The organism is Streptomyces sp. NPDC002795, assembly GCF_042888725.1.
Classification (GTDB): domain Bacteria; phylum Actinomycetota; class Actinomycetes; order Streptomycetales; family Streptomycetaceae; genus Streptomyces.
In genome coordinates this window covers 49975-71529 of record NZ_JBIAQB010000001.1, presented here as the reverse complement: position 1 = coordinate 71529, position 21555 = coordinate 49975, and the positions used below count along the sequence as shown (strand labels likewise).

20 protein-coding genes are annotated in these 21555 nt (G+C 71.9%); 10 read left to right on the top strand and 10 right to left on the bottom strand.

Features of this window, described 5'->3' with window-relative positions:
- The first annotated feature begins 40 nt into the window (after positions 1-40).
- From ACFYWS_RS00290 to ACFYWS_RS00265, 6 genes are all read left to right on the top strand, one after another.
- The gene (locus ACFYWS_RS00290) at positions 41-1549 is read left to right on the top strand and encodes an MFS transporter (protein WP_389267836.1); all 1509 of its coding nucleotides are present in this window, start codon (positions 41-43) and stop codon (positions 1547-1549) included.
- Positions 1546-2103 (top strand): helix-turn-helix domain-containing protein, encoded by a 558-nt coding sequence (locus ACFYWS_RS00285; RefSeq protein WP_389267834.1) that lies wholly within the window; start codon positions 1546-1548, stop codon positions 2101-2103. The genes ACFYWS_RS00290 and ACFYWS_RS00285 overlap by 4 nt, the downstream gene beginning before the upstream one ends.
- A gap of 126 nt (positions 2104-2229) precedes the next feature.
- Entirely contained in the window at positions 2230-2946 is a 717-nt protein-coding gene (locus ACFYWS_RS00280; RefSeq protein ID WP_389269417.1) for an MIP family channel protein, read from the top strand.
- 94 nt (positions 2947-3040) lie between these two features.
- Complete coding sequence (locus ACFYWS_RS00275) at positions 3041-3655, top strand: DNA polymerase ligase N-terminal domain-containing protein (protein ID WP_389267832.1); 615 nt, start codon at positions 3041-3043, stop codon at positions 3653-3655.
- On the top strand, positions 3652-4656 hold the full coding sequence (ligD, locus tag ACFYWS_RS00270) for a non-homologous end-joining DNA ligase (RefSeq protein WP_389267830.1): 1005 nt from the start codon (positions 3652-3654) through the stop codon (positions 4654-4656). Before ACFYWS_RS00275 ends, ligD begins: the two co-directional genes overlap by 4 nt.
- 2 nt (positions 4657-4658) lie before the next feature.
- Complete coding sequence (locus tag ACFYWS_RS00265) at positions 4659-5306, top strand: endonuclease (protein WP_389269415.1); 648 nt, start codon at positions 4659-4661, stop codon at positions 5304-5306.
- Positions 5307-5357: 51 nt separating this feature from the next.
- On the opposite strand, the gene ACFYWS_RS00260 is transcribed toward ACFYWS_RS00265, so the two are convergent.
- From ACFYWS_RS00260 to ACFYWS_RS00240, 5 genes are all read right to left on the bottom strand, one after another.
- The gene (locus ACFYWS_RS00260; RefSeq protein ID WP_389267828.1) at positions 5358-6356 is read right to left on the bottom strand and encodes a transketolase family protein; all 999 of its coding nucleotides are present in this window, start codon (positions 6354-6356) and stop codon (positions 5358-5360) included.
- Complete coding sequence (locus tag ACFYWS_RS00255) at positions 6353-7276, bottom strand: transketolase (RefSeq protein WP_389267826.1); 924 nt, start codon at positions 7274-7276, stop codon at positions 6353-6355. Before ACFYWS_RS00255 ends, ACFYWS_RS00260 begins: the two co-directional genes overlap by 4 nt.
- On the bottom strand, positions 7273-8610 hold the full coding sequence (locus ACFYWS_RS00250) for an MFS transporter (RefSeq protein ID WP_389267824.1): 1338 nt from the start codon (positions 8608-8610) through the stop codon (positions 7273-7275). Before ACFYWS_RS00250 ends, ACFYWS_RS00255 begins: the two co-directional genes overlap by 4 nt.
- Before the next feature lie 62 nt (positions 8611-8672).
- Positions 8673-9557 (bottom strand): NAD(P)-dependent oxidoreductase, encoded by an 885-nt coding sequence (locus tag ACFYWS_RS00245; RefSeq protein ID WP_389267822.1) that lies wholly within the window; start codon positions 9555-9557, stop codon positions 8673-8675.
- Positions 9558-9574: 17 nt separating this feature from the next.
- Complete coding sequence (locus tag ACFYWS_RS00240) at positions 9575-10303, bottom strand: FadR/GntR family transcriptional regulator (RefSeq protein ID WP_389267820.1); 729 nt, start codon at positions 10301-10303, stop codon at positions 9575-9577.
- A 187-nt stretch (positions 10304-10490) separates the two neighbouring features.
- Between ACFYWS_RS00240 and ACFYWS_RS00235 the strand changes: the two genes are divergently transcribed.
- Both ACFYWS_RS00235 and ACFYWS_RS00230 read left to right on the top strand, forming a co-directional pair.
- Positions 10491-11147: a GntR family transcriptional regulator gene (locus ACFYWS_RS00235; RefSeq protein WP_389267818.1), complete on the top strand. Its 657-nt coding sequence runs from the start codon at positions 10491-10493 to the stop codon at positions 11145-11147.
- 48 nt (positions 11148-11195) lie between these two features.
- Positions 11196-12473: an MFS transporter gene (locus ACFYWS_RS00230; RefSeq protein ID WP_389267816.1), complete on the top strand. Its 1278-nt coding sequence runs from the start codon at positions 11196-11198 to the stop codon at positions 12471-12473.
- On the opposite strand, the gene ACFYWS_RS00225 is transcribed toward ACFYWS_RS00230, so the two are convergent.
- The 5 genes from ACFYWS_RS00225 to ACFYWS_RS00205 form a co-directional block, all read right to left on the bottom strand.
- Positions 12451-13410: an Lrp/AsnC family transcriptional regulator gene (locus tag ACFYWS_RS00225; RefSeq protein WP_389267814.1), complete on the bottom strand. Its 960-nt coding sequence runs from the start codon at positions 13408-13410 to the stop codon at positions 12451-12453. The genes ACFYWS_RS00230 and ACFYWS_RS00225 overlap by 23 nt on opposite strands.
- 145 nt (positions 13411-13555) lie before the next feature.
- The gene (locus ACFYWS_RS00220) at positions 13556-15898 is read right to left on the bottom strand and encodes a DHA2 family efflux MFS transporter permease subunit (RefSeq protein ID WP_389267812.1); all 2343 of its coding nucleotides are present in this window, start codon (positions 15896-15898) and stop codon (positions 13556-13558) included.
- A gap of 227 nt (positions 15899-16125) precedes the next feature.
- A complete protein-coding gene (locus ACFYWS_RS00215; RefSeq protein ID WP_389267810.1) occupies positions 16126-16824 on the bottom strand; it encodes a GntR family transcriptional regulator in 699 nt (232 codons plus the stop codon).
- A 32-nt stretch (positions 16825-16856) separates the two neighbouring features.
- A complete protein-coding gene (locus ACFYWS_RS00210) occupies positions 16857-17627 on the bottom strand; it encodes a decarboxylase (RefSeq protein WP_389267808.1) in 771 nt (256 codons plus the stop codon).
- A gap of 107 nt (positions 17628-17734) precedes the next feature.
- The gene (locus ACFYWS_RS00205) at positions 17735-18640 is read right to left on the bottom strand and encodes a decarboxylase (RefSeq protein ID WP_389267806.1); all 906 of its coding nucleotides are present in this window, start codon (positions 18638-18640) and stop codon (positions 17735-17737) included.
- A gap of 373 nt (positions 18641-19013) precedes the next feature.
- On the opposite strand from ACFYWS_RS00205, the gene ACFYWS_RS00200 reads away from it, so the two are divergent.
- Together ACFYWS_RS00200 and ACFYWS_RS00195 are read left to right on the top strand one after the other, a co-directional pair.
- Complete coding sequence (locus ACFYWS_RS00200) at positions 19014-20021, top strand: D-2-hydroxyacid dehydrogenase (protein ID WP_389267804.1); 1008 nt, start codon at positions 19014-19016, stop codon at positions 20019-20021.
- Positions 20018-21511 carry an amidase gene (locus ACFYWS_RS00195; RefSeq protein ID WP_389267802.1) on the top strand — a complete coding sequence of 498 codons (1494 nt, stop codon included), beginning with the start codon at positions 20018-20020 and terminating at the stop codon, positions 21509-21511. Before ACFYWS_RS00200 ends, ACFYWS_RS00195 begins: the two co-directional genes overlap by 4 nt.
- The last annotated feature ends 44 nt before the right edge of the window (positions 21512-21555 follow it).

Sequence of the window (21555 nt, the reverse complement as noted above, 5' to 3'; positions counted from 1 at the left end):
ATCGAGGGTCAAGAAGCCCTGGTCACCGTGTCATCATGCGATGACATCGCTTGATGACATGAACGGGAAGAACGTGCAGCCCTCCATACCGACGCCCGCCCCTGCCCCTGCCCCGCTCCGCCACCCCCGCGCGCTCGTACCGGTCCTGGTCGGCCTCGGGATGCTGGTCGCCGTCGTCAGCAGCCTCGGCGCGCCGCTGATCCCCACGATCGCCGCGGAGGACCACGTCGCCGTCTCCACCGCACAGTGGGCGCTGACCGTCACCATGCTGGTCGGAGCCATCGCGACCCCCGTCATGGGACGGCTCGGCGACGGACCGCACCGCAAGCGCGTCATCCTCGGCGGGCTCGCCGCCGTCTTCGCCGGCAGCCTGCTCGCGGCGCTGCCGGTCGGGTTCGCCTGCCTCCTGGTGGGCCGGGCGTTGCAGGGCGTCGGCATGGGGCTCGTGCCGCTGGCCATCGCCACCGCGCGCGACGCGCTGCCGCCCCAGAAGGCGCGGGCCGCGGTGACGACTCTGTCGTTGACCACCGCGGCGGGCATCGGCCTCGGCTACCCGATCACCGGGCTCTTCGCCGAGTACCTCGGCATGTACGCCGGATTCTGGTTCGCGCTCGCCACGGCCGCCGCCGCGTTCCTCGCCACCCTCCTCGTCGTGCCCAAGCCGCCGCACCGGCCCAGCACCCCGATGGACGTACCCGGCGCTCTGCTGCTCGCCGGAGGCATGGCGGCGCTGCTCCTCGCACTCGCCGAAGGGGAACGGTGGGGCTGGCTCTCCGCGCGCCTGCTGACGCTCGCGGTCGCGGCGGTGGTGCTGCTCGCCGGGTGGATCGCGCACTCGCTGCGTTCCACGCACCCCCTCGTACGCGTCCGCCTCGTCAAGGACCGCGGCGTCCTCGTCGCCAACCTGACCACCATGGTCGGCGGCGTCGGCACGTATCTGCTGATCTCCCTGGTGACCCGTTACGTGCAGACCCCCGAGTCCGGCGGCTACGGCTTCGGCGCGTCCATCGTCGTCACCGGCCTGCTGCTCGTGCCGTTCTCCGCCGCCAGCCTCGTCACCGGGCGCCTGGTACGGGCGATGGGCCGGGCCGCGACGCCCGCCAGGATGCTGCCGCTCGGCTGCCTGCTCTCGCTCGCCTCGCTCGTCTGCTTCCTGCTCGCCCGCTCCAGCCTGTGGGGCATCGGCGCGATGATGGCGCTCGCCGGACTCGGCGTGGGCGTCACGTTCGCCGTCACGCCCGGCCTCATCGTCGGCGGCGTGCCCGCCGCGGAGACCGGCAGCGCGATGAGCTTCAATCAGGTCGTGAAGTACATCGGTTACTCGACCGGCAGCGCACTCAGCGCCGTCGTCCTGCAAGCCTCCACCGCGCCGGGCACCGCGCTCCCCACCGACGACGGCTACCGCGACGCCGGCCTCGTCGGCTGCGCCGCCTTCCTCGCCACGGGAGTCATCGCCGTGGCACTCACCCGCGCGGGCGCCCTCCCGCGCCCCTCACTCGTCGCAGCGGGCGCGGCCACCGAGGCCCGCACCGAACCGAGCCGTACATGAGCGGCGACGCCCCCGACAGGCGCCGCAGCAGCGCCCGCAGCCGCGAGGCACTGCTGCGCGCGGCGACCGAACTGTTCTCCGAGCGCGGCTACGACCGCACCACCATCCGCGAGATCGGCGAACGCGCCGGCGTCGACGCCGCCCTCATCTCCCGCTACTTCGGCTCCAAGGCGCTGCTGTACGTGGCCGTGCTGCGCGCCGAACACGGCGACACCGCCCCGGACGACCTCCTCACCGGCCCCCGCCTGCGCGAGGTCGCCGAACGCGCGGAGCGCCGCGGCCCGGTGCCGCTGCTGCGCGTCGCCGTGCAGTCCTCCAGCGACCAGGCCGCGCAGGACGCAGCCCGCGCCGCCCTCCAGGCCCGGCTCGTCGAGCCGCTGCGCGCCCGCTTCACCCGCGAGGGCCGCGACCGGCCGGGACTGCGCGCCGACGTCCTGGTCGCCTCGGTCGCCGGAGTGCTCCTCGCCCGCCACTCCGGCGCCTTCGACGACCTGGCGGACGCGGACCTCGACGCGATCGTCGACGTACTCCTGGAGGCGTGGGGCGGCGCCTGACCCAGCACCTTTCACCCGAACGGCGGTATTCAAACCGCCTCGCTCTGCGCCGACCGCCGGGGCGCGTGAGCCTCGCAAGTAACTGACCGTACTTTCGAGGAGGTGGAGATGCAGGACACGCAGGAGATGCAGACGCGAGCTGTCATTTCGGAATTTCTCGGTACGTTGCTGCTGGTGTTCTTCGCCGTCGGATCAGCGGTCCTGGGAGCCCAGTTCATCGGCACCCTCGGCATCGCCCTCGCCTTCGGCTTCACACTGCTCGCCCTGGCATACGCCCTCGGCCCGATCTCCGGCTGCCACGTCAACCCGGCCGTGACGCTTGGCATGCTGTGCGCCCGCCGCATCGACGTGGGGACCGCCGTCCGCTACTGGATCGCCCAGTTCGTCGGCGGCATCGTCGGCGCGGCCCTGCTGTTCCTGCTCGCCAAGCAGGTGCCGGGCCTCCAGACCAAGGGGGCCTTCGGGTCCAACGGCTACGGTGACCGCTCCGACGTGCACATCAACATGGGCGGCGCGTTCCTCGCAGAGGTCGTGCTGACCTTCCTGCTCGTGTTCGTGGTGCTCGCCGTGACCCACCGCGTGGCCGTCGTCGGCTTCGACGGACTGCCCATCGGCATCGCCCTCGCCGTGATCCACCTGGTCGGCATCCCGCTCACCGGTACGTCCGTGAACCCGGCGCGCAGCCTCGGCCCCGCGATCTTCGCCGGTGGCGACGCGCTGTCCCAGCTCTGGCTGTTCATCGTGGCGCCCCTGGTCGGCGGCGTGATCGCGGCCCTCGTCCATCGGCTCACGCACCCCGCGGGCGAGGAGCGCACCATCGCCGACGAGGCGTCCGCGGCCTGAGCGAACCGCCGGCGTGGCGGGCGGGTACCCGTGATCGTTGTCGGGTACCCGGCCCCGGCGGAACAGGCAGCGGCGCCGACCGAAGGGAGCGGCCGTGAGCGAGAAGGACCGGCTGCGGACCTATCGCGGCAAGCGGAACTTCGACACCACCGCCGAGCCGTCCGGCGATCACACCGCGGCGCGGGACGACGAAGAGCCCGCGTTCGTGGTGCAGATCCATGACGCGAGCACGATGCACTTCGACTTCCGCCTCGAGGTCGACGGCGTGCTCAAATCCTGGTCGATCCCGAAGGGGCCCTCCACCGACCCCCACGACAAGCGGCTCGCCGTCCCTACCGAGGACCACCCCCTCGACTACCGCGACTTCGAAGGCGTGATCCCGCACGACGAGTACGGCGGCGGCACCGTCATCGTCTGGGACCGCGGCACCTACCGGCCCGCCGGCCACGACAAACGCGACCGGCCCGTGCCGTTCGAGGAGGCGCTGGAGAACGGCCACGCCACGTTCGACCTGCACGGTGAGAAACTGCGCGGCCGGTACGCACTCACCCGCTTCAAGGGCCACGAGGACAAACCCACCTGGCTCCTCGTGCGCAAGGGATCGGGCGGCAGCGGCGGCACCCCCGACCCCCGGCGCGCCCGCTCCGCCCGCAGCGGCCGCACCCTGCGCCAGGTCGCCGAAGAGGCCGAAGGCAGCGACGGCACATGACCGGCCTCCTCGACACACTCCCACCCGAACTGGCGAACCGCGTCCGCGACGCTGCACCCGGCGTCGAACTCGCGGCCTCGCCGATGCTGGCGACGCTCAGCGACCGCCGCGAGTTCGCCGAGGGCTGGATCTTCGAGCGGAAGCTCGACGGCATCCGCGTCCTCGCCGTCCGCGAGAACGGCCGCACCACGATCCGCTCCCGCTCGGGGCGCCGCCTCGACGCCACGTACCCCGAGATCGTCGAAGCGCTCGACGCGCAGGACGCCGCGGACTTCACCGTCGACGGCGAGATCGTCGCCTACGCGCACGGCCGCACGGACTTCTCGCGCCTCCAGCAGCGCATGGGACTGACGAAGCCCCGCGACGTCGCGGCGAGCGACGTGGCCGTGAAGTACTACGTCTTCGACCTGCTGCGCGCCGACGGCACGGACATCCGCCGCCTCCCCCTGCGCACCCGCAAGTCCCTCCTCCGGCAGGCCATCACCTTCACCGACCCCCTCCGCTTCAGCGCCCACCGCAACAACGGCGGCGCCGAACTCCTCGCCGACGCCTGCGAGCGCGGCTGGGAGGGACTCATCGCCAAGCGGGCCGACAGCACGTACCAGCCGCGCCGCTCCGGCGACTGGCTGAAACTGAAGTGCGCCCACGGGCAGGAGTTCGTCATCGGCGGCTTCACCGAACCCACCGGCAGCAGAGAGGGCATCGGCGCGCTGCTCATCGGCTATTACGAGGGCGATCTGCTCCGCTACGCGGGCAAGGTCGGCACCGGCTTCGACCGCCGCACCCTCCGCGCCCTGCGCGAACGACTCGACGCACTCCAGCAGCCCCGCTCACCGTTCACCGACCGCGTCGCGGAACGCACCGCGCACTGGGCGCGGCCCCGGCTCGTCGCACAGATCGAGTTCTCCGAATGGACCCGCGACGGCATGCTCCGCCACCCCCGCTACCAGGGACTACGGGACGACAAGGACCCGACCGATGTCGTCAGGGAGCACACGTGACCATGCCCGGCGACAAGAAGCTGCTACGAGTACTCCTCGACAGCCAGGGGCAGACCTACGCCGCCGAGGCCGACATCCGCCTCAAGAACACCCCGCAACCCCTGTACCGCACACTCGTCCTCGCGAGCCTGCTCAGCGCCCGCATCCGGGCCCCGGTCTCGGTGGCCACGGCCCGCGCCCTGTACGACGCGGGCCTGCGCGACCCGCGCACCATGGCCGAAGCGACGTGGCAGCAACGCGTCGACGCGCTGGGGGAGGGCGGCTACCGCCGCTACGACGAACGCACCGCCACCCAACTCGGCGACGGCGCCCGCATGGTGCTCGACGACTGGGGCGGCGACCTGCGCAGGATGCGCGAGCGGGCGGACGGCGACGAGAACGAGATGCGCGCCCTGCTCCGCCGCACCCCCGGCCTCGGCCCGACCGGAGTGAGCATCTTCCTTCGGGAGGTCCAGGACATCTGGCCGGAGTACGCCCCCTACCTGGACACCAAGGCCCTCCAGGGCGCACAGCGCCTGGGCCTCCCGGAGAACCCCACCACCTTGGCCCGCCTCGCCGGCGACACCCCGCGAGCCGAACTGTCCGCGGCCCTGGTGCGGGCCGCGCTCGACAAGAGGGTGGTGGAGGACTGCCTGGAGCGGGCCGCCTGACGACGCGCTGAGGTGCCCGGCGCGCGGCCGGGCACCTCACCTCACCACGGATCAGAGCGCCGCGAGCACCTTCTCCACCACACGGTCGGTGGCGAGCCCGTAGCGGTCGTGCAGCGTCGGCAGCGCGCCCGCGTCGATGAACTCGTCCGGCAGCGCGATCGGCAGCACCTGCTTGCCGAGCCCGGTACGGACAGCCGCGGACGCCACCGTCTCGAAGAGGCCACCGACCACGGTGTGGTTCTCAAGGGTCACCGCGAGCCGGTCACCGGCCAGCTCGCGCAGCACGGTCCCCTCGTCGAACGGCTTGAGCGTCGGCGCGTGCACGACCGCCACGTCCACCTTGTGCGCGGCCAGCTTCTGAGCCGCCTGCAGCGCCCGCATCGTCATCAGACCGCTGGAGACGAACACGACATCGCGCCCGTCCCGTACGACCTTCGCCTTGCCCAACTCGAAGGTGTAGTCGTACTCGTCGAGCACCATCGGCACCTTGCCACGCAGCAGCCGCAGATACGTCGGACCCTCGTGCGCGGCGAGCTGCGGCACCGCCTGTTCGATGTCGAGCGCGTCGCACGGGTCGACGATGGTGAGATTCGGCATCCCGCGGAAGATCGCCACGTCCTCGGTGGCCTGGTGGCTGGGCCCGTAGCCGGTGGTCAGGCCGGGAAGGCCGCCGACGACGTTGACGTTCAGGTTCGGCTCGGCGATGTCGAGGCAGATGAAGTCGTACGCACGGCGGGCCGCGAACACCGAGTACGTCGAGGCGAACGGCACGAGGCCTGTCTCCGCCATACCGGCCGCCGCACCGAACAGCAGCTGTTCGGCCATGCCCATCTGGAAGAACCGGTCCGGGTGCGCCTGCGCGAAGACGTGCATGTCGGTGTACTTGCCGAGGTCGGCGGTGAGGCCGACGATCCGCCGGTCCTGCTCCGCCGCCGCGGCGAGGGCCTTGCCGAAGGGGGCCGGGGAGGTGCGTTGGCCGGGGTCGGCGAACGACGCGATCATCGCGGACGTGGTGAGCCGCTTGGCCGGGGTGGGGGTAGTGGTGCTCATCGTGCCGCTTCCGTTTCCTTGTTCTCGCCCGCCGGGACGTCTGCCCCGTGCCCCGCAGTCAACTGCTCACGGCACACCGCCCATTCGTGCTCGTCGATCCGCATGAAGTGCGCCTTCTCGCGCGCCTCCAGGAGCGGCACACCGCGCCCGATACGGGTGTCGCAGAGGATCACCGATGGCTTGCCCTCCGCCGCCGAGGCCTCACCGGCCGCGTCCAGGGCGTGCAGCAGCGCCTCGATGTCGTTGCCGTCCACACGCTGCGTGAACCAGCCGCAGGCCTGCCACTTCTCCTCGGCCGGCTCGATGGAGAGCACGGTGTCGGTGGCGCCGTCGGCCTGCAGGGCGTTCATGTCGACGAGGGCGGTGATGTTGCCCAGCCGGTGGTGGTGCGCGCCCATCGCGGCCTCCCACGTCGAGCCCTCGTCGAGCTCGCCGTCGGACAGGAAGTTGAAGACACGGGCGCCATTGCCCTGGAAACGCAGGCCGAGCGCCATTCCGACCGCGACGGTCAGACCGTGCCCGAGCGAGCCGCCGGAGATCTCCATGCCGGGTGTGTACGAGGCCATGCCGGACATCGGCAGCCGCGAGCCGTCGGTGCCGTAGGTGGACAGCTCCTCGACGGGGACGGTGCCGGACTCGACGAGCGCCGCGTACAGGCCGATCGCGTAGTGGCCGGTGGACAGCAGGAAGCGGTCGCGGTCCGCCCACTCGGGTTCCTCGGCGCGCAGCCGCAGCTGGTCGACGTAGACGGCGGCGAGCATGTCGGCGACGCCGAGGGCCTGACCGACGTAGCCCTGGCCCTGTCCTTCGCCCATCGTCAGGACGTGGTGGCGCATGCGGTACGCGGCGTCGCGGACACGGCTGACGCGCTCGGGAGATGCGGCCTCTGTGGGGGCCTCGGTCACGGATATCGCTGTCATGAGACTTTCTCGGTGGTGAGGGGAGTGGACGAGGTGGCGTCGCTGGGCTTCCGGGTCCTGGCCGGGGCGGTCTCCGGGGTGACAAGGGCCGCGGCGACGGAGACGACGCCCAGCAGGCAGAACAGGACGGCGGGCCCTGTCCAGCCGATCCACCCGTAGAGGGCGGTCGCCGCGAAGGGCAGCAGGCCGGCGACGAGGGACGCCAGGTTGTAGCCGAGCGAGATGCCGGAGGAGCGGACCTCGCGGGGGAACTGCTCGGAGAACCAGGAGGATTCGACGGCGAAGATCGGGTCGTGGCTGAGCACGAGGCCCAGTACGACGGCGATCACGATGAACACGGTGGTGCCGGTGTTGACCAGCAGGAACATCGGGAAGCCGAAGACGATGGTGAACACCGCGCCGATGAGGAACACCGGCTTGCGACCGATCCGGTCGGACAGTGCGCCGAAGAACAGATGACTGCCGAGACCGATCACCGAACCGACGATCGTGCCCAGCAGGACATCGTTGCTGGTGCCCAGGTCGGCAAGGCCCACGTAGGACAGGACGAAGCTGGTCGTGACGTAGTAGCCGCCGGTCTCGGCGAGCCGCAGCATCGTGATCTTGAGGACGATGCGCCAGTCGCTGCGCAGCACGTCGAGGGCCGGCGCCTTGCGGATCTCGCCCTTCTCCTTCATCTGCGTGAACTCGGGCGACTCCTTGATCCGCAGCCGGATGAAGAGGCCGACGACGACCATCACGATGGAGAAGAGGAACGGCGCTCGCCACACCCAACTTCCGCTGAACAACTGCTCGCTGAGAAGAAAGGTGCCATTGGCGAGGAGCAGTCCGGCGGGAATACCGATCTGCGGGACGGCCCCGTATCGGCCGCGCCGGTGCGGCGGCGCGTGCTCGACGGACATCAGGACGGCGCCGCCCCACTCCGCCCCGAACCCGATGCCTTGCAGGATGCGCAGCAGGATCAATAGGACCGGGGCGATGACGCCGACCTGTTGGAAGGTGGGCAGCGCGCCGACGAGGACGGTCGCGACGCCCATCAGCATCAGCGAGGCGTTCAGAACGGTCTTGCGTCCGATGCGGTCACCGAAGTGGCCGGCGAGATAGCCGCCGAGGGGGCGGAAGAAGAATCCGACGGCGAGGGTGGCGAAGGAGGCCAGGACGCCGACGAGCTGGTTGTCGGTGTGGAAGAACTCAGCTCCGAAGTACGCGGCGGAGGCGGTGCCGTAGATGAAGAAGTCATAGCTCTCCACCGCGGATCCGACCATCGAGGCCAGGGAGACCTTGGTGGGACTGTCGCGGCGGGGCGCGTCGGCGGCTCTGCTGACGGCGCTCATGGGCGGCTCCTTGTTCTGCCGCGCGCAGGGGCGGGATCGTCGCCGCGCCCCTGCGCGCGGGGTCAGGGGGTCTGGTACGTCTCGATGACGCGGGAGTCGTCGCGCGCGGCGAGACCGCGGTCCGCGGCGGCCAGATAGCGGTCGCGGGCTAGATCGAGCAGGGGAGTGGGGGCGTCGGCGGCGCGCGCCGCGTCGGCGACCAGGCCGCTGTCCTTGACGAAGATGGAGACGGCGCTGGTGACCTCGACGTCGGTGCCGCCCAGCATGCGCGGCCCCCGGTCGGCGAGCATGAAGGAACCGGCGGCCCCGCCTTCGATCAGGCCGAGGACCTGTGCGGGGTCGAGGTCGAGGGACGAGGCCAGGTTCAGCGCCTCGGCGGCGGCGACGATGTGCACCGAGCACAGGTGCTGGTTGACCACCTTGATGGCCTGCCCGTCACCGGCCCGCTCGCCGACGCCGCGGACCGTGCCGCAGGCGCTGAGGACCGGGGTGACGGCGGCCACGTCGTCGGCGGCGCCGGCGGCGAAGATGGTCAACTCGCCGGTGCGGGCACGGGCCACACCACCAGTCACGGGGGCGTCGACCACGTGCGCACCGGCCGCGCCGAGCCGCTCGGCCTGGGTGCGCACGGCGTCCGGACCTACCGTGCTCATGATCACCCAGTGCCGCCCGCCCTGGTCGGGGCGGGCCGAGAGCGCGTCGTCGACGAGCGTGGCGAGCTGGGCGGGAGTGGCCACCATGACGATCGTCGTGGCGGCGTCGCCGGGGGCGTCACCGATGGCCGTGACGGCACCGGCAAGTCCGGCCGCCTTCGCGCGGTCGGCGGCACCGGGCGCCGGGTCGACACCCGTGACGGTGTGTCCTGCGGCGGCGATGCGGGAGGCCATGGGCAGGCCGATGGCGCCGATGCCGACGAAGACGAGCGGGCCGAAGGGGGAGGGGTTCATCTGGTGTTCCTTGAAGGTCAGCAGCCGGCGGCGTCGTCGCTGGGGTGGTGTGCGCAGGCGTCGGTGAAGGAGGACCACACCTCGAAGTGGCGGCGCATCGCCGCGCGGGCGCCCTCGCCGTCGCGCCCGTCTATGGCCTCGACGATGCCGTAGTGCACGGTGTCGATGACGAGGCTGCGGCCGGGCGGCAGCGGGACCCGCATGGCGAGCTCTCGCCGGTCCACCAGCTCGCTGCGCAGGGCGTGGCTGAGGGCCTCGTGCATGAGGTCGAACACCGGATTGCCGACGATCTCGCACAGCCGCCGGTGGAAGTCGAGGTCCGCCTCCAGCGCGACGGCCGACTCGCCCGCGGTGGTGGCGCGCACCATCTCGTCGACCAGGCCACGTAGTTCGTCGACGTCATCGGCGGTGGCACGGCGGGCGGCGGCCTCGGCGAGCGCCGTCTCCAGGATCTCGCGGGCGGAGCGGAACTGGGGCTGCGTCAGGTGCCCGAGCTGTCCGGCCATGTCGAAGTACAGCTGGAGGAACGTCGCGTCGGGTGCGGTGAGGAAGGAGCCGCGGCCCTGCGTGCGGTCGAGGAACCCGAGGTGCTCGAGGATCGACAGCTGCTCGCGCAGGGCGCCCCGGCTGATCTCGAGGCGGGCCACCAGCTCCCGCTCGGTGGGCAGCCGCAGCCGCCCGCCCTCCGTGTCCGGCGTGCTCTGCTCCGAGAGCGCGCGGACCAACTGCGGCAGATCAAGCGCCACGGCGGTCTCCCAGGTTCGGGTCAAAAGGTCTCGTTCACCGGTCGAACCCGCTTTGGTTCGACCAATGTGGTGAGAGTAGAACCGTCAGATCAAGCAGGTCAATGCTTTGATCGGACCAATGTTGCGCCGGCTTTCCGCGAGTGAGCCATAGATACAAGCTTGTATCTATGGCTGCTAGGGTCGAGCCATGCCTCGGACCCACCCCCAGCAGACGAAACCCGCCTCGGCGGCCACCACGGTCTACGCCGTCACCAAGGAGCTGATCCTCACCGGGGAGCTCCCCGGCGGCAGCCTCATCAGCGAGGGGGAGATCGCCGAGCGCGTGCAGGTGAGCCGGACACCCGTGCGGGAGGCCTTCCTGCGGCTGGAGACCGAGGAGTTGCTGACGCTGCATCCCAAGCGCGGCGCCGTCGTCGTGCCCGTCCCGCCGGGGGAAGCGGCGGACGTGCTGGAGATGCGGCAGGCCGTCGAGCAGTCCGCCGCCGAACGCATCGCGCGCGTCGGCCTCGCCCCCGAGCGCGAGGAGCGGCTGCGTGAACTCATCGCTCGCCAGAGGGAGTTGGCGAGCGCGGAGGACGTACGTGCTTTCGCCGTCGCGGACGAGGCCTTTCACCGCGGTGTCGTCGAGGCCTCGGGCAACGCCATCGCCGCCCGCTTCTACGAGACCCTCGGCGACCGGCAACGCCGCATGAGCGTCTCCGCGCTTGGCCACCGGCCCGAGCGGCTGCCCGGCCTCGCCGACGAGCACGAGGCGCTGCTCGACCACCTCGGCGCACGGGACGGCGCCGCGTTCGCGGAGGCACTGCGCGCCCACCTGGCCGCCACACACGGCCCCCAGCACTGAACCACCCCCGCACCCCCCCCACACCCCTGAAAGAGCCCTGCCCTCACGATGCTCGACACGCACACCACCCAGCAGCCCGCCGAACCCGCGGCCGCTCCCGTCCGGCCCGGCCAGTGGCGAACCGTCGCCGCGGCGATGTTCGTCTGCGGCTGGGGCGGCAACCAGTTCACTCCGCTCCTGCTCATGTACCGCGAACTGGGCGGCTATTCGACGCTCAGCGTCGACGCCTTCCTCGGCGCCTACGTCGTCGGCCTGGTCCCCGGCCTGCTGCTCGCCGGGCCGATATCCGACCGGCGCGGACGACGCCCCGTGATGATCGCGGGGACCGTCGCCTCCATCCTCGCGAGCCTCGTCCTGTGCTTCGGCGAACACAGCGCCTGGCCCATCTACGGAGGACGCCTGATGACCGGCGTCGCCGTCGGGATCGCCATGGCGGTGGGCAGCAGCTGGGTCAAGGAGCTGTCGACAGGGGCGGACATCGGCGCCGCCGCGCGCCGCGCCTCCCTGTGCCAGACCGCCGGCTTCGGCCTCGGCGCGGGCGTCGCCGGAGCCCTGGCCCAGTGGGGCCCCTGGCCGATGGTGACGCCCTACGTCGTCCACATCGTGCTCACCGCCGCCGTCCCCGTGCTCCTGCTGCGCATCCCCGAGACGCGGACCGCGCTGCGCGGCGCGGCCGGCTCGCTGCGGGCCCTGCTCGGTGAACTCGCCGCCGACCTCCGCATCCCCGCCCCCGCCCGCCGCCGCTTCCGCTGGGTGGTCCTCCCGATGGCGCCCTGGGTGTTCGGCGCCGCCGGGCTCGCCTACGCGGTCATGCCCCAGCTCGTCGACAACCAGGTCGGACACTGGGGCCTCGCCTACGCGACCGCGCTCACGGTACTGACCCTGGGCACCGGCGCCGCCGTGCAGCCACTGGCCAAGAAGCTCGACAACCGCAAGGGCCCCCGCGGCGGGCGGGCGCCGGTCGCGGCCATGTCGGTCATGCTGCTCGGCACCGTGCTGTGCGCAGTCAACTCCGCCGCGCTGTCACCCTGGCTGGCAGCGGCCGCCGCCGTCGCGCTCGGCGCCGGATACGGCATCGCCGTCGTCTCCGGGCTCCTGGAGATCCAGCGGATGGCGGGCCCCGACGACCTCGCGGGACTGACCGGCATCTACTACACGCTCGCCTACGCCGGGTTCCTGCTGCCCACCGTCCTGGCGACGCTGTCGGCGTGGCTGCCCTACTCGGTGATGCTCAGTGCGATCGCCGTCGTCGCCCTCGCCTGTCTCGTGCTGGTCACCGTCGGCGGGCGCACCACGCGGGAGGTCAGCGGCCCGGCTCGTACGTGAGCTGCTTGACCTGTCGTACGAAGAGGGCGCTCTCCACGGACCGGACACCGCAGAGCGCCCCGATCCCCTCGCTCACGTACGAGTACAGCTCGCGGGTGTCACGGTGCACGGTCGCGGCGAACACCCCGGCCACCCCGGTCACCGCCGCCGCGAACCGCACCTCGGGATGCGCCGCGAGGGACTCGCCCACGGAGGCGAGCGCGGACGGGGCGACGGTCAGCCACAGCGCCGCCATGACCGACCGGCCGAGCAGCTCGTGGGTGTGCTGCACGTCGAGGTAGAGGACCCCGCTCGCCCGCAGCCGGTCCAGGCGGCGCTTGACGACCGACTCCGACTGGCCGGTGGCCGCCTGGAGTTCGGTGAGCGCCACCCGCCCGTCCCGGCGGAGCAGGGCCAGCAGGGTCTCGTCGACCTCGTCGAGCACCGGGGGCGGAGCGGACGGCTCGACGACCGGTGCCCGCAGGGCCGCCTGCTGGTCCGCGTCGAGCGCGTTTATCTTGTTGAGCCAGCCGACCGGGCCACCGTAGAACGGATGCAGCACGCACTGCGCGGTAGCCGACGTGACGAGCGGCGTGCGCTGAAGACGGGCCAGGAGCAGCTCGTCCTCCTGGCCGCCGCGCGGCCTGATCGAGCACAGCACTTCCGTGCCGCCCGAGAGCAGACCCACGTACGACGTGTCGGGGCGCCGCGCGAGCGCGCCCGCCAGCTGCTCCGCGCCGTCCGGGGCGCAGCGCAGCCGGACCAGCCAGCTGCTGCGCCCGAGCAGCGCCTCGTCGGTGACACCGATGACCCGCAGGCCCACGCTCCCGCGCAGCCGCCGGAACCGGCGGGCGACGGTCTGGTCGGAGACACCGAGGACGGCCGCGATCCGGCTGAACGGCGCCCGCCCGTCGAGCTGCAAGGCTTGCAGCAACTGCAGGTCGAGTGCGTCGAGCACGTGGGGCTCCGGTGGGGGCGAGGTCATGGTGGGTGGGCCTACGCGTGATCGTAAAGGAGCCGGGAGGAGCGGCGGGAAGCGGCACCGTTCGCAAACGCGTGAGCCCGGGACCGCCTGATGCGGTCCCGGGCTCGTCGCCATTCCCTCAGCCGTGCGGGTGCGCGAGGTCCAGGTCGAGTGCCTCCACCGCCCGGCCGTTCACGGACACCGCCCGGGTCGAGGCCGGGTATCCGGTCGCGACCAGTGAGTACTCGCCCGCGTCCAGGTCACCGAAGGCGTACGCGCCGTCCGAGCCGGTGGTCGAGGTGCCCACCACGTTCCCGGCCGCGTCGAGCAGTGTCACGCGCGCGTCGGACAGCGGCCGCAGCTCCGCCTTCGTACGGATCTGTCCCTGAAGGCGGACGCCCGGCCGCAGCGCGATGTCCGGCTGGACGGTGGCGGACTTGGCGGCCCGCGCCGCGACGGCGGTGGGCCGGAACCCTTCGGCGGTCACGGAGATCGTGATCTCGCCCTCGGCGATGTCCCCGAAGACGTAGCTCCCCGAGGCGTCGGTGACACCGTTCGCCAGGACGTCGCCGCGGGCGTCCGTCACCGTGACGACGGCGTGGGCGAGGGGGAGCCCGTCGTCGGCGCCGAGAACCTTGCCGGTCATGCTGCCCGCGCCGGACAGCAGGATGTCGTGCTCGGAGGAGCCCTCGGCCAGGACGAGATTCGTCGCGTGCGGGTGGTGGCCGTCCGCCGTCGTGATCAGCACATGGGCGCCGGGACCGGGAACGGGCATGCGGTAATGCCCGCCGGGCCCGGCGACGGCGCGCGCGAGCTGCCGGCCCGTGGGCGAGATGAGGGTGAGTACCGCGCCCGCGAGGCCCGCGCCCGCCGCGTCACGCACGGTGCCGGACAGGGCGGGCTCGTGCGTGTCCACCGTTTCGACCGCCGTCACGGGCTCGGGCGAGGGCGCGGCCGGCTTCGGACGGCGCAGCAGCACCGCACCGACCAGCGCCGCGAGCACCGCCAGCGAACCGGCCACGATCAGGCACAACTGCATCCCGTCGAGGAACGACTCGGACAGCGCGCCGAGCGCCCGCCCCCGCTGCGCCCCGAGGTCCAGCTGCGCGACCGCCCCGAGCCCCCGCGCCTCGACCGCACCGACGACCCGCTCCGCCGCGGACCCGGTGACCCCGGCATCGGCCAGGTGCCCGGCCAGATTCCCCGTGGACCTGGACGTGAGCAGCGCGCCGAGGATCGCAGGACCGAGCGCGCCGCCCACCTGCCGCAACGCGTTGTTGCCCGCCGCGGCCATGCCCGCCAGATGGTGCGGCACGGACGACACGGCGGTCGCCGTCATCGGTGTGACGACGAGACCCATGCCGAGACCGAGCAGGGCCAGACGCCAGGCCATCGGGCCGAACGAGGTGTCGGCGGTCAGCGACGTCAGCGAGAACAGCGCGCCCGCGGCGCACAGCAGGCCGACGGTGATCAGCACGCGCGGCGAGATCCGGTGCATCACACGCCCGGCCACCGGGCCGACGAAGAAGCACACCCCGGTCACCATCAGCAGCCGGTACCCGGCGTCGAGGGTGTCGAGCTGCTGCACCATCCCGAAGTAGAGGCTGAGCACGAAGAAGAACCCGATGAGCCCCATGAAGGTGATCATCGCGATCAGGCTCGTCGCACTGAATCCCGCGCTGCGAAAGAGCCCCAGGTCGAGCATCGGACTGGCGCTGCGCCGCTCGAACACGACGAAGGCGATCAGGCCGACCACGGCGAGCCCCAGCGCCACCAGCACACGGGCGTCCGTGAAGGATCCCGCGCCGCCCTCGATCACTCCGTACACGAGCGCCGTGATGGCGACCGTGGCGGTGATCTGCCCCGGCCAGTCGAGCGCCCGGGCATGCGGGGAGCGGGAGTCCTTCACAAGCCGAGCGGCGACCACCATGGCGAGCAGTGCCACGGGAATGGACGGCAGATAGATCCAGCGCCACTCCGTGTGCGCCAGGATCACGCCCGAGATCAGCGGGCCCACCGCCAGCGCCGCCATTAGGGACGACGCCCACAGGCCGACGAACTTGCCGCGCTCACGCGGGTCGGGGACCGCCTGGCTGATCATCGCCAGCGTCGTCGGCAGCAGTGCGGCCGCCCCGATCCCGGCCAACGCCTGACCGGCCCACACCACCTCGACGGACTGCGCGCACAGCGCCGTCGCGGCACCCACGGCGGTGAACGCGAGGCCCGTCTGGAACACCTTCTTGCGCCCGTGCACATCGCCGAACACACCCGCCGTCAGGATGAGCGCCGCCATCGGCAGGACGAACGCGTCGGACACCCAGGACAGCTCGGATGTGGACGCGCCGAGCGCGCGCTGGATCGCCGGGAGACTCACCGACACGGAGGTCACCGGCAGATAGGCGACGAACACCCCGACACAGGCCATGACGAGGGTGACGGCCCGCCGCTCCCGTGTTCCGTTCGCCGTTGTCGCCACGTTCACGAAGACCCTCTCCTGCGGCGCAGCGCGCCGCGTTCGACTTTTCGACCGTGAGCACCTTCCGTCCTCGGGCGGCATCGAGGCCAGCCAGGGTCCCCGAACCCCGGAAAACCGATGCGGGGGTGCCCGGATCCACGGATTTCCGACAAGCGGCCGGGTATGCGCGCGTACGAGAACGGCCCCCGGCGATACGTCGCCGGGGGCCGTGCCTCGTAGGCAGTGCGGTGCGGTCAGCCCGCCACCGCGTCCGGTTCGGCCGCCGCCTGCGCGGCCTCGCCGGTGAGCCGGCTGACCGCGTCCTGCATGTGCGCGTCGAGGAGCGTGAGCAGGCGCTCCTCGTCCTCGTCGCGCATCGCCTCGATCAGCTCCGCGTGCTCCTCGACCAGCGCGTCCGGATCGGGATGGTCGTCGGTGAGGACCGACAGACACATCCGCGTCTCCACGAACAGGGTCTGCGCGATGCGCTGCAGTCGCGGGCTGCCGGACTCCTCGACGAGCACCTGGTGGAAGTCCATGTCGGCGGCGCTCAGCGCCGCTTCGTTGCCCCGCCGCGCCGCCGACTCCATCCTGCGGTGCGCCTTCTCCAGATGGTTCGCCGTGGTCTGCGGGTCGTTCTGGAGGACGAGGCGGCAGGCCGCGGACTCCATGGCGGTGCGCGCCAGATAGATGTCGCGTACGTCGTCCTCGTCGAGGCGGGTCACGAAGACGCCGCGATGCGGTGCGCTGACGGCGATGCCCTGCTGCACGAGGCGTTGCAGAGCCTCGCGCAGCGGGCCCCGGCTCACGCCGAGCTGGCCCGCCAGCTCGGCCTCGCCCAGCTGGGTGCCGGGCGCCAGGGTGCCGTCCATGATCGCTTCGGTGAGCCGGGCGGCGATGACGGTCGCCGCGGGTTCACGCTTGACCGGTCGCAGCGTTTTCGCAGTGGCCATATTCAGTTCGGTCCTCTAATCGGCGCGGCGCTTCACACGGCCGCGGGTGTCGGGGAATGGGGAGTGCGGGAGAGCCGGAACAGCGAGCCGAGGCCCTCGCGCGGCGTCTCGTCGCCCGCGAGCCGCAGGCCTTCCCAGGCAGTGACCTGGTTGGCCGTCAGAACGGGCTTGCCGACGGCCTCCTCGAGGTCGTCCAGCCAGGCGGCGCTGTGCAGCGCCGTGTCCGGCAGCAGGATCGCCTCGGCGTCCGGGTGGTCGTTCTCCCGCGCCAGTTCGATGACCTGCTCGCGGCCCAGCGTGCCGACCTCGGCGGCGGTGATGATGCCCTGCCCCGACACCGAGACGACCTCGGAGCCGTGGTGCTCAAGGAACCGGACGAAGTAGCCCGCCACATCGTCCGGGTACGTCGCGGCGATGGCCAGGCGGCGCACCCCGAGCGCCCGGACGGCGTGCGCGAAGGCGAAGGACGTGGAGGAGGCCCGCTCGACCGGAAGGCCCGCCGCCTCGGCGAGTTCGGCGACCTGCTCGCGGGCGCCCTCGGGGCCGAAGATGAAGCTGGCGCTGGTGCACGCCCACACCACCACGTCCTGTGGCTGGGTGAGCAGCTCGCCGAGCGCCGCCTTGAGACGGTGCGTGGAACCCATCTCCAGGAGGTCGTCCACCCGGTGCGCGTCCACGCCGATGTCCGTGTGGACGAGCGTCAGCCGGGCGCCGCCGCCGATCATCCGCTCGAGGCGCGGGTAGTCGTCCTCTGCGGAGTGACCGGGGTACAGGAACCCGACTCGGGTGGTCTTCTCGCTCATGCTTCTGACGTCCTTTCGTGCAGGCAGTGTACCGGGGATCCGGTCAAATGTAGATTGTTGACAGTACGAAGAACGGCAGCGCCACGGGTGTGGCGCCGCTCAGGGGCTCAGCCGAGGTCGAGGTCCGCGGTCGGCTCGTCCGGGGGAGCGGCCGCCGTCGACTCGGTCGCGGCGATCTGTTCCCGGTCCGCGGCCTCCCGCACGACGGCCGCCGCCGCGGCGGCGGGCGCCGGAGGAGCGATGCCCTGCCCGAGGTAGGGCGCGAGTGCCGCGCGGGCCGCCGGGTCGATCAGCGACTGGTAGTCACCCGCCGCACGGGCGCCCGCGTGCCGCAGCGCGGCCCACATCGTGACCTGGTTCGCGGAGATCACCGGGATCCTGAGCTCCGCCTCCAACTGCGGGATCACGTCGTACGTGGCCAGGTTGGTGCAGCTGATGAAGAGACAGTCCGCGTGCGTCAGGTCCGCGGAGCGGGCCAGCTCCACCACGTTGCGATACCCGACCTTCCAGATCTCCCCGGTCAGGCCCATGTACTGACGCCCGACCACGTCCACGTCCGCCTCGCCCAGGAAGTCGGCGAGCGAGTCGGTCAGGGACGCCGTGTACGGCGTGATGACGCTGACCCGGCGCGCCCCCAACTCGCCGAGGGCCTCGAGCAGCGCCCCGGACGTCGTGACCGACGGCGCGCCGCCGCCCGCCCCGCTCATGGACACGCACATCGCGCGTTCGTGCGCGATGCCGCCGACGAAGCTGCCGGACGTGCAGGCGTACGCGTAGGACGCGGGCCGGACCGCGTCGAGCGCCATGACGGCGTTGTGCAGGGTCTCGTGCTCGCTGATCAAGCGAGCCATGTCCACGCTGACCTCCACGGGAACGTACGGGGTGCGGGTCAGGTGGAGGGAGATCTCCTCGGGGGTCCAACGCCACAGTTCGCGATCGAGCGCGAAGTCGAACGGGGCGACTACGCCGATGCCGAGCTGCGGGACGGGTCCGCCGAAGGTCGTGATGTCCAATGCAGTGCCCCTTCGTGGCTGCACGCGTACAGAGATGCTGGTCCGTACGCCTGAGGTGGACGTGTCATGGCAGGTGGTGCGGAGGGGAGTGGTGTTTTGCCGGACTGGCCGCGGGTAGCAGAGTAGGCCCGCGGTTCGCCTGTAGATTGTTGACAACGTAAAGATCGGCTGCTTAGCGTGTCAATCCCCTACGCGGGGCGGCTCGTTCGTCGTGGTGAAAGCCTCGGTAAAGAGCCGGGGAATTCAGCCCAGGGGATGGCCCTTCCCCAGCCCTCACGGGGCTTCGTCCCTCCATGGTCAACCCTCGTACCGCACCTCGCATACCGTCCGCTCCAACCGTCGCCCGATCCGTCGCGCGACCCGAAGGACCGCCGTGCCGAAGACCGAGAAATCCCGCGTTCTGGTGCTCGCCGACCACCGGCCGAACGGCCTGGAGGAGGTGGCCGCCCACGCCGAGCTCGTCTGCATCCCCGAGGACCGTCTCGCCGCGGAACTCCCGCACGCCGACGCGCTGTTGGTGTGGGAGTTCGGCACCGAGGCGCTGCCCGGCGCCTGGCCCGAACGGGGCGGACCGCGCTGGGTGCACACCGCGAGCGCCGGCGTCGACCGGCTGATGTTCCCGGCCCTGCGCGACTCCGAAGCGATCCTGACCAATTCGCGCGGCGTCTTCGAACAGCCCATCGCCGAGTACGTCGCGGGCCAGATCATCGCCCTCGCGAAGGACTTCGCCGGCACCTACGACCGCCAGCGCGACCACGTCTGGCGGCACCGGGTCACCCAGCGGGTCTGGGGGACCCGCGCCGTCGTGCTCGGCGGCGGGCCCATCGGCCGCGCCGTCGTGCGCACCCTGCGCGCGCTCGGCATCGAGACCGACCTGGTCGGGCGCACCCGCAGGGAGGGCGACCCCGAGGTCGGCACGGTGCACGCCTTCGACGAGCTCGACGGCCTGCTCGCGCGCGCCGACTGGGTGGTCTGCGCGGCGCCGCTGACCGAGCAGACGCAGGACCTGTTCGACGCGGCCACCTTCGCCCGTATGAAGCGCGGCGCCCGCTTCGTCAACGTCGGACGCGGCCCGATGGTCGTCGAGAAGGACCTCCTCTCGGCTCTCGAAGAGGGCCAACTGGGTGGCGCGGCGCTCGATGTGTTCCGCGAGGAGCCGCTGCCCGCCGACAACCCACTGTGGGACGCGCCCAACCTGCTGGTCTCCCCGCACATGTCGGCCGACACCGACACCTGGCTCGACGACCTCGCCGAGGTCTTCGCCGACAACTTCACGCGCTGGCGCGCGGGCCGTCCGTTGCGCAATGTCGTGGACAAGGAACTGGGTTACGTACCGGTCGCGGACGCCCCGCAGGCCGCGGCAGAGGAGGGCCCCCGATGACCGGCACGACCAGCACGCACAGCACGACCGATGCGACCGGCGCGGCCCACGCGAGCACCCCGGCCCCGCAGGAGCCCTACGCGCTGACCGCCACCGAACTGCTCGCCGCCTACGAGAGCGGCGACCTGTCCCCGGTCGAGGCCACCGTCTCCGTGCTCGACCGCATCGAGTCGGTCGACCCGAAGCTCAACGCGTTCTGTCTGGTCGACCGGGACGAGGCGCTCGCGCAGGCGCGGGCCAGCGAGGAGCGCCGACGGCGCGGCGAGGCACTCGGCCTTCTCGACGGCGTGCCGACGTCCATCAAGGACCTCATGCTCACCAAGGGCCACCCCACGCTGCGCGGCTCCCTGACCATCCCGGCCGACCGCGAGTGGGACGAGGACGCGCCGTGCGTCGCCCGGATGCGGGAACAGGGCGCCGTGTTCGTCGGCAAGACGACGACGCCGGAGTTCGGCTGGAAGGGTGTCACCGACAACCCGCTGACCGGTGTCACCCGCAACCCGTGGGACCCGTCGACCACGGCCGGCGGCTCATCGGGCGGCAGCGCGTCGGCCGTCGCCGCGGGCATGGCCCCGCTGTCCATCGGCACCGACGGCGGTGGCTCCGTGCGGATCCCCGCCGCGTTCTGCGGCATCTTCGGCATGAAGCCTACGTACGGTCGGATCCCGCTCTACCCGGCCAGCCCCTTCGGCACGCTCGCCCACGCGGGCCCCATGACCCGCACCGTCGAGGACGCCGCCCTCCTGATGGACGTCGTCACGGGCTTCGACAGCCGCGACTGGTCGGCCCTCGAAGCGCCGCGCCGCAGCTACCGGGCCGCCGTCACCGAGGCCCTCGCCGACGGCTCTCTCCGTGGACTGCGCATCGCCTACGCCCCGACCCTCGCGGGCGCCTACGTAGAGCCCCAGGTCGCCGAGCGCGTGGCGGCGGTGGCCCGTCTCCTGGCCGACCTCGGAGCCGACGTCGAAGAGGCCGACCCCGGCTTCGCCGACCCCGTCGAGGCGTACCACACGCTGTGGTTCTCGGGTGCGGCGAAGGTCGTCGAGCACCTGAGCGCCGAGCAGTTCGCGAGCCTCGACGCCGGGCTCCAGGAGGCGTGCCGCGAGGGCGCCGCGAAGAGCGCGCTCGACTACCTGGGCGCCGTCGACACGCGCATGGCGCTCGGCGTGCGCATGGGCCGCTTCCACGAGACGTACGACCTGCTGCTCACGCCCGCCGTGCCGATCGCGGCGTTCGAGGCGGGCGTCGAGGTGCCGGCCGGGAGCGGACACAAGCGGTGGACTGGGTGGACCCCCTTCACGTACCCCTTCAACCTCACACAGCAGCCCGCCTCCACGGTGCCCTGCGGTGTCACGGCCGCGGGCCTGCCGGTGGGCGCGCAACTGGTCGCCGCGCGCCACGGCGACGAACTGGTGCTGCGCGCGTCGGCGGTGCTGCACGCGGCGCTGCGCGGGTCGGGCGTGGTGGGCACGGCGCCGGTCGGCCGATGAGGGCACTTCGCCGGTCCTGCCGCGCGTCGGCGCCGTAATGTTGC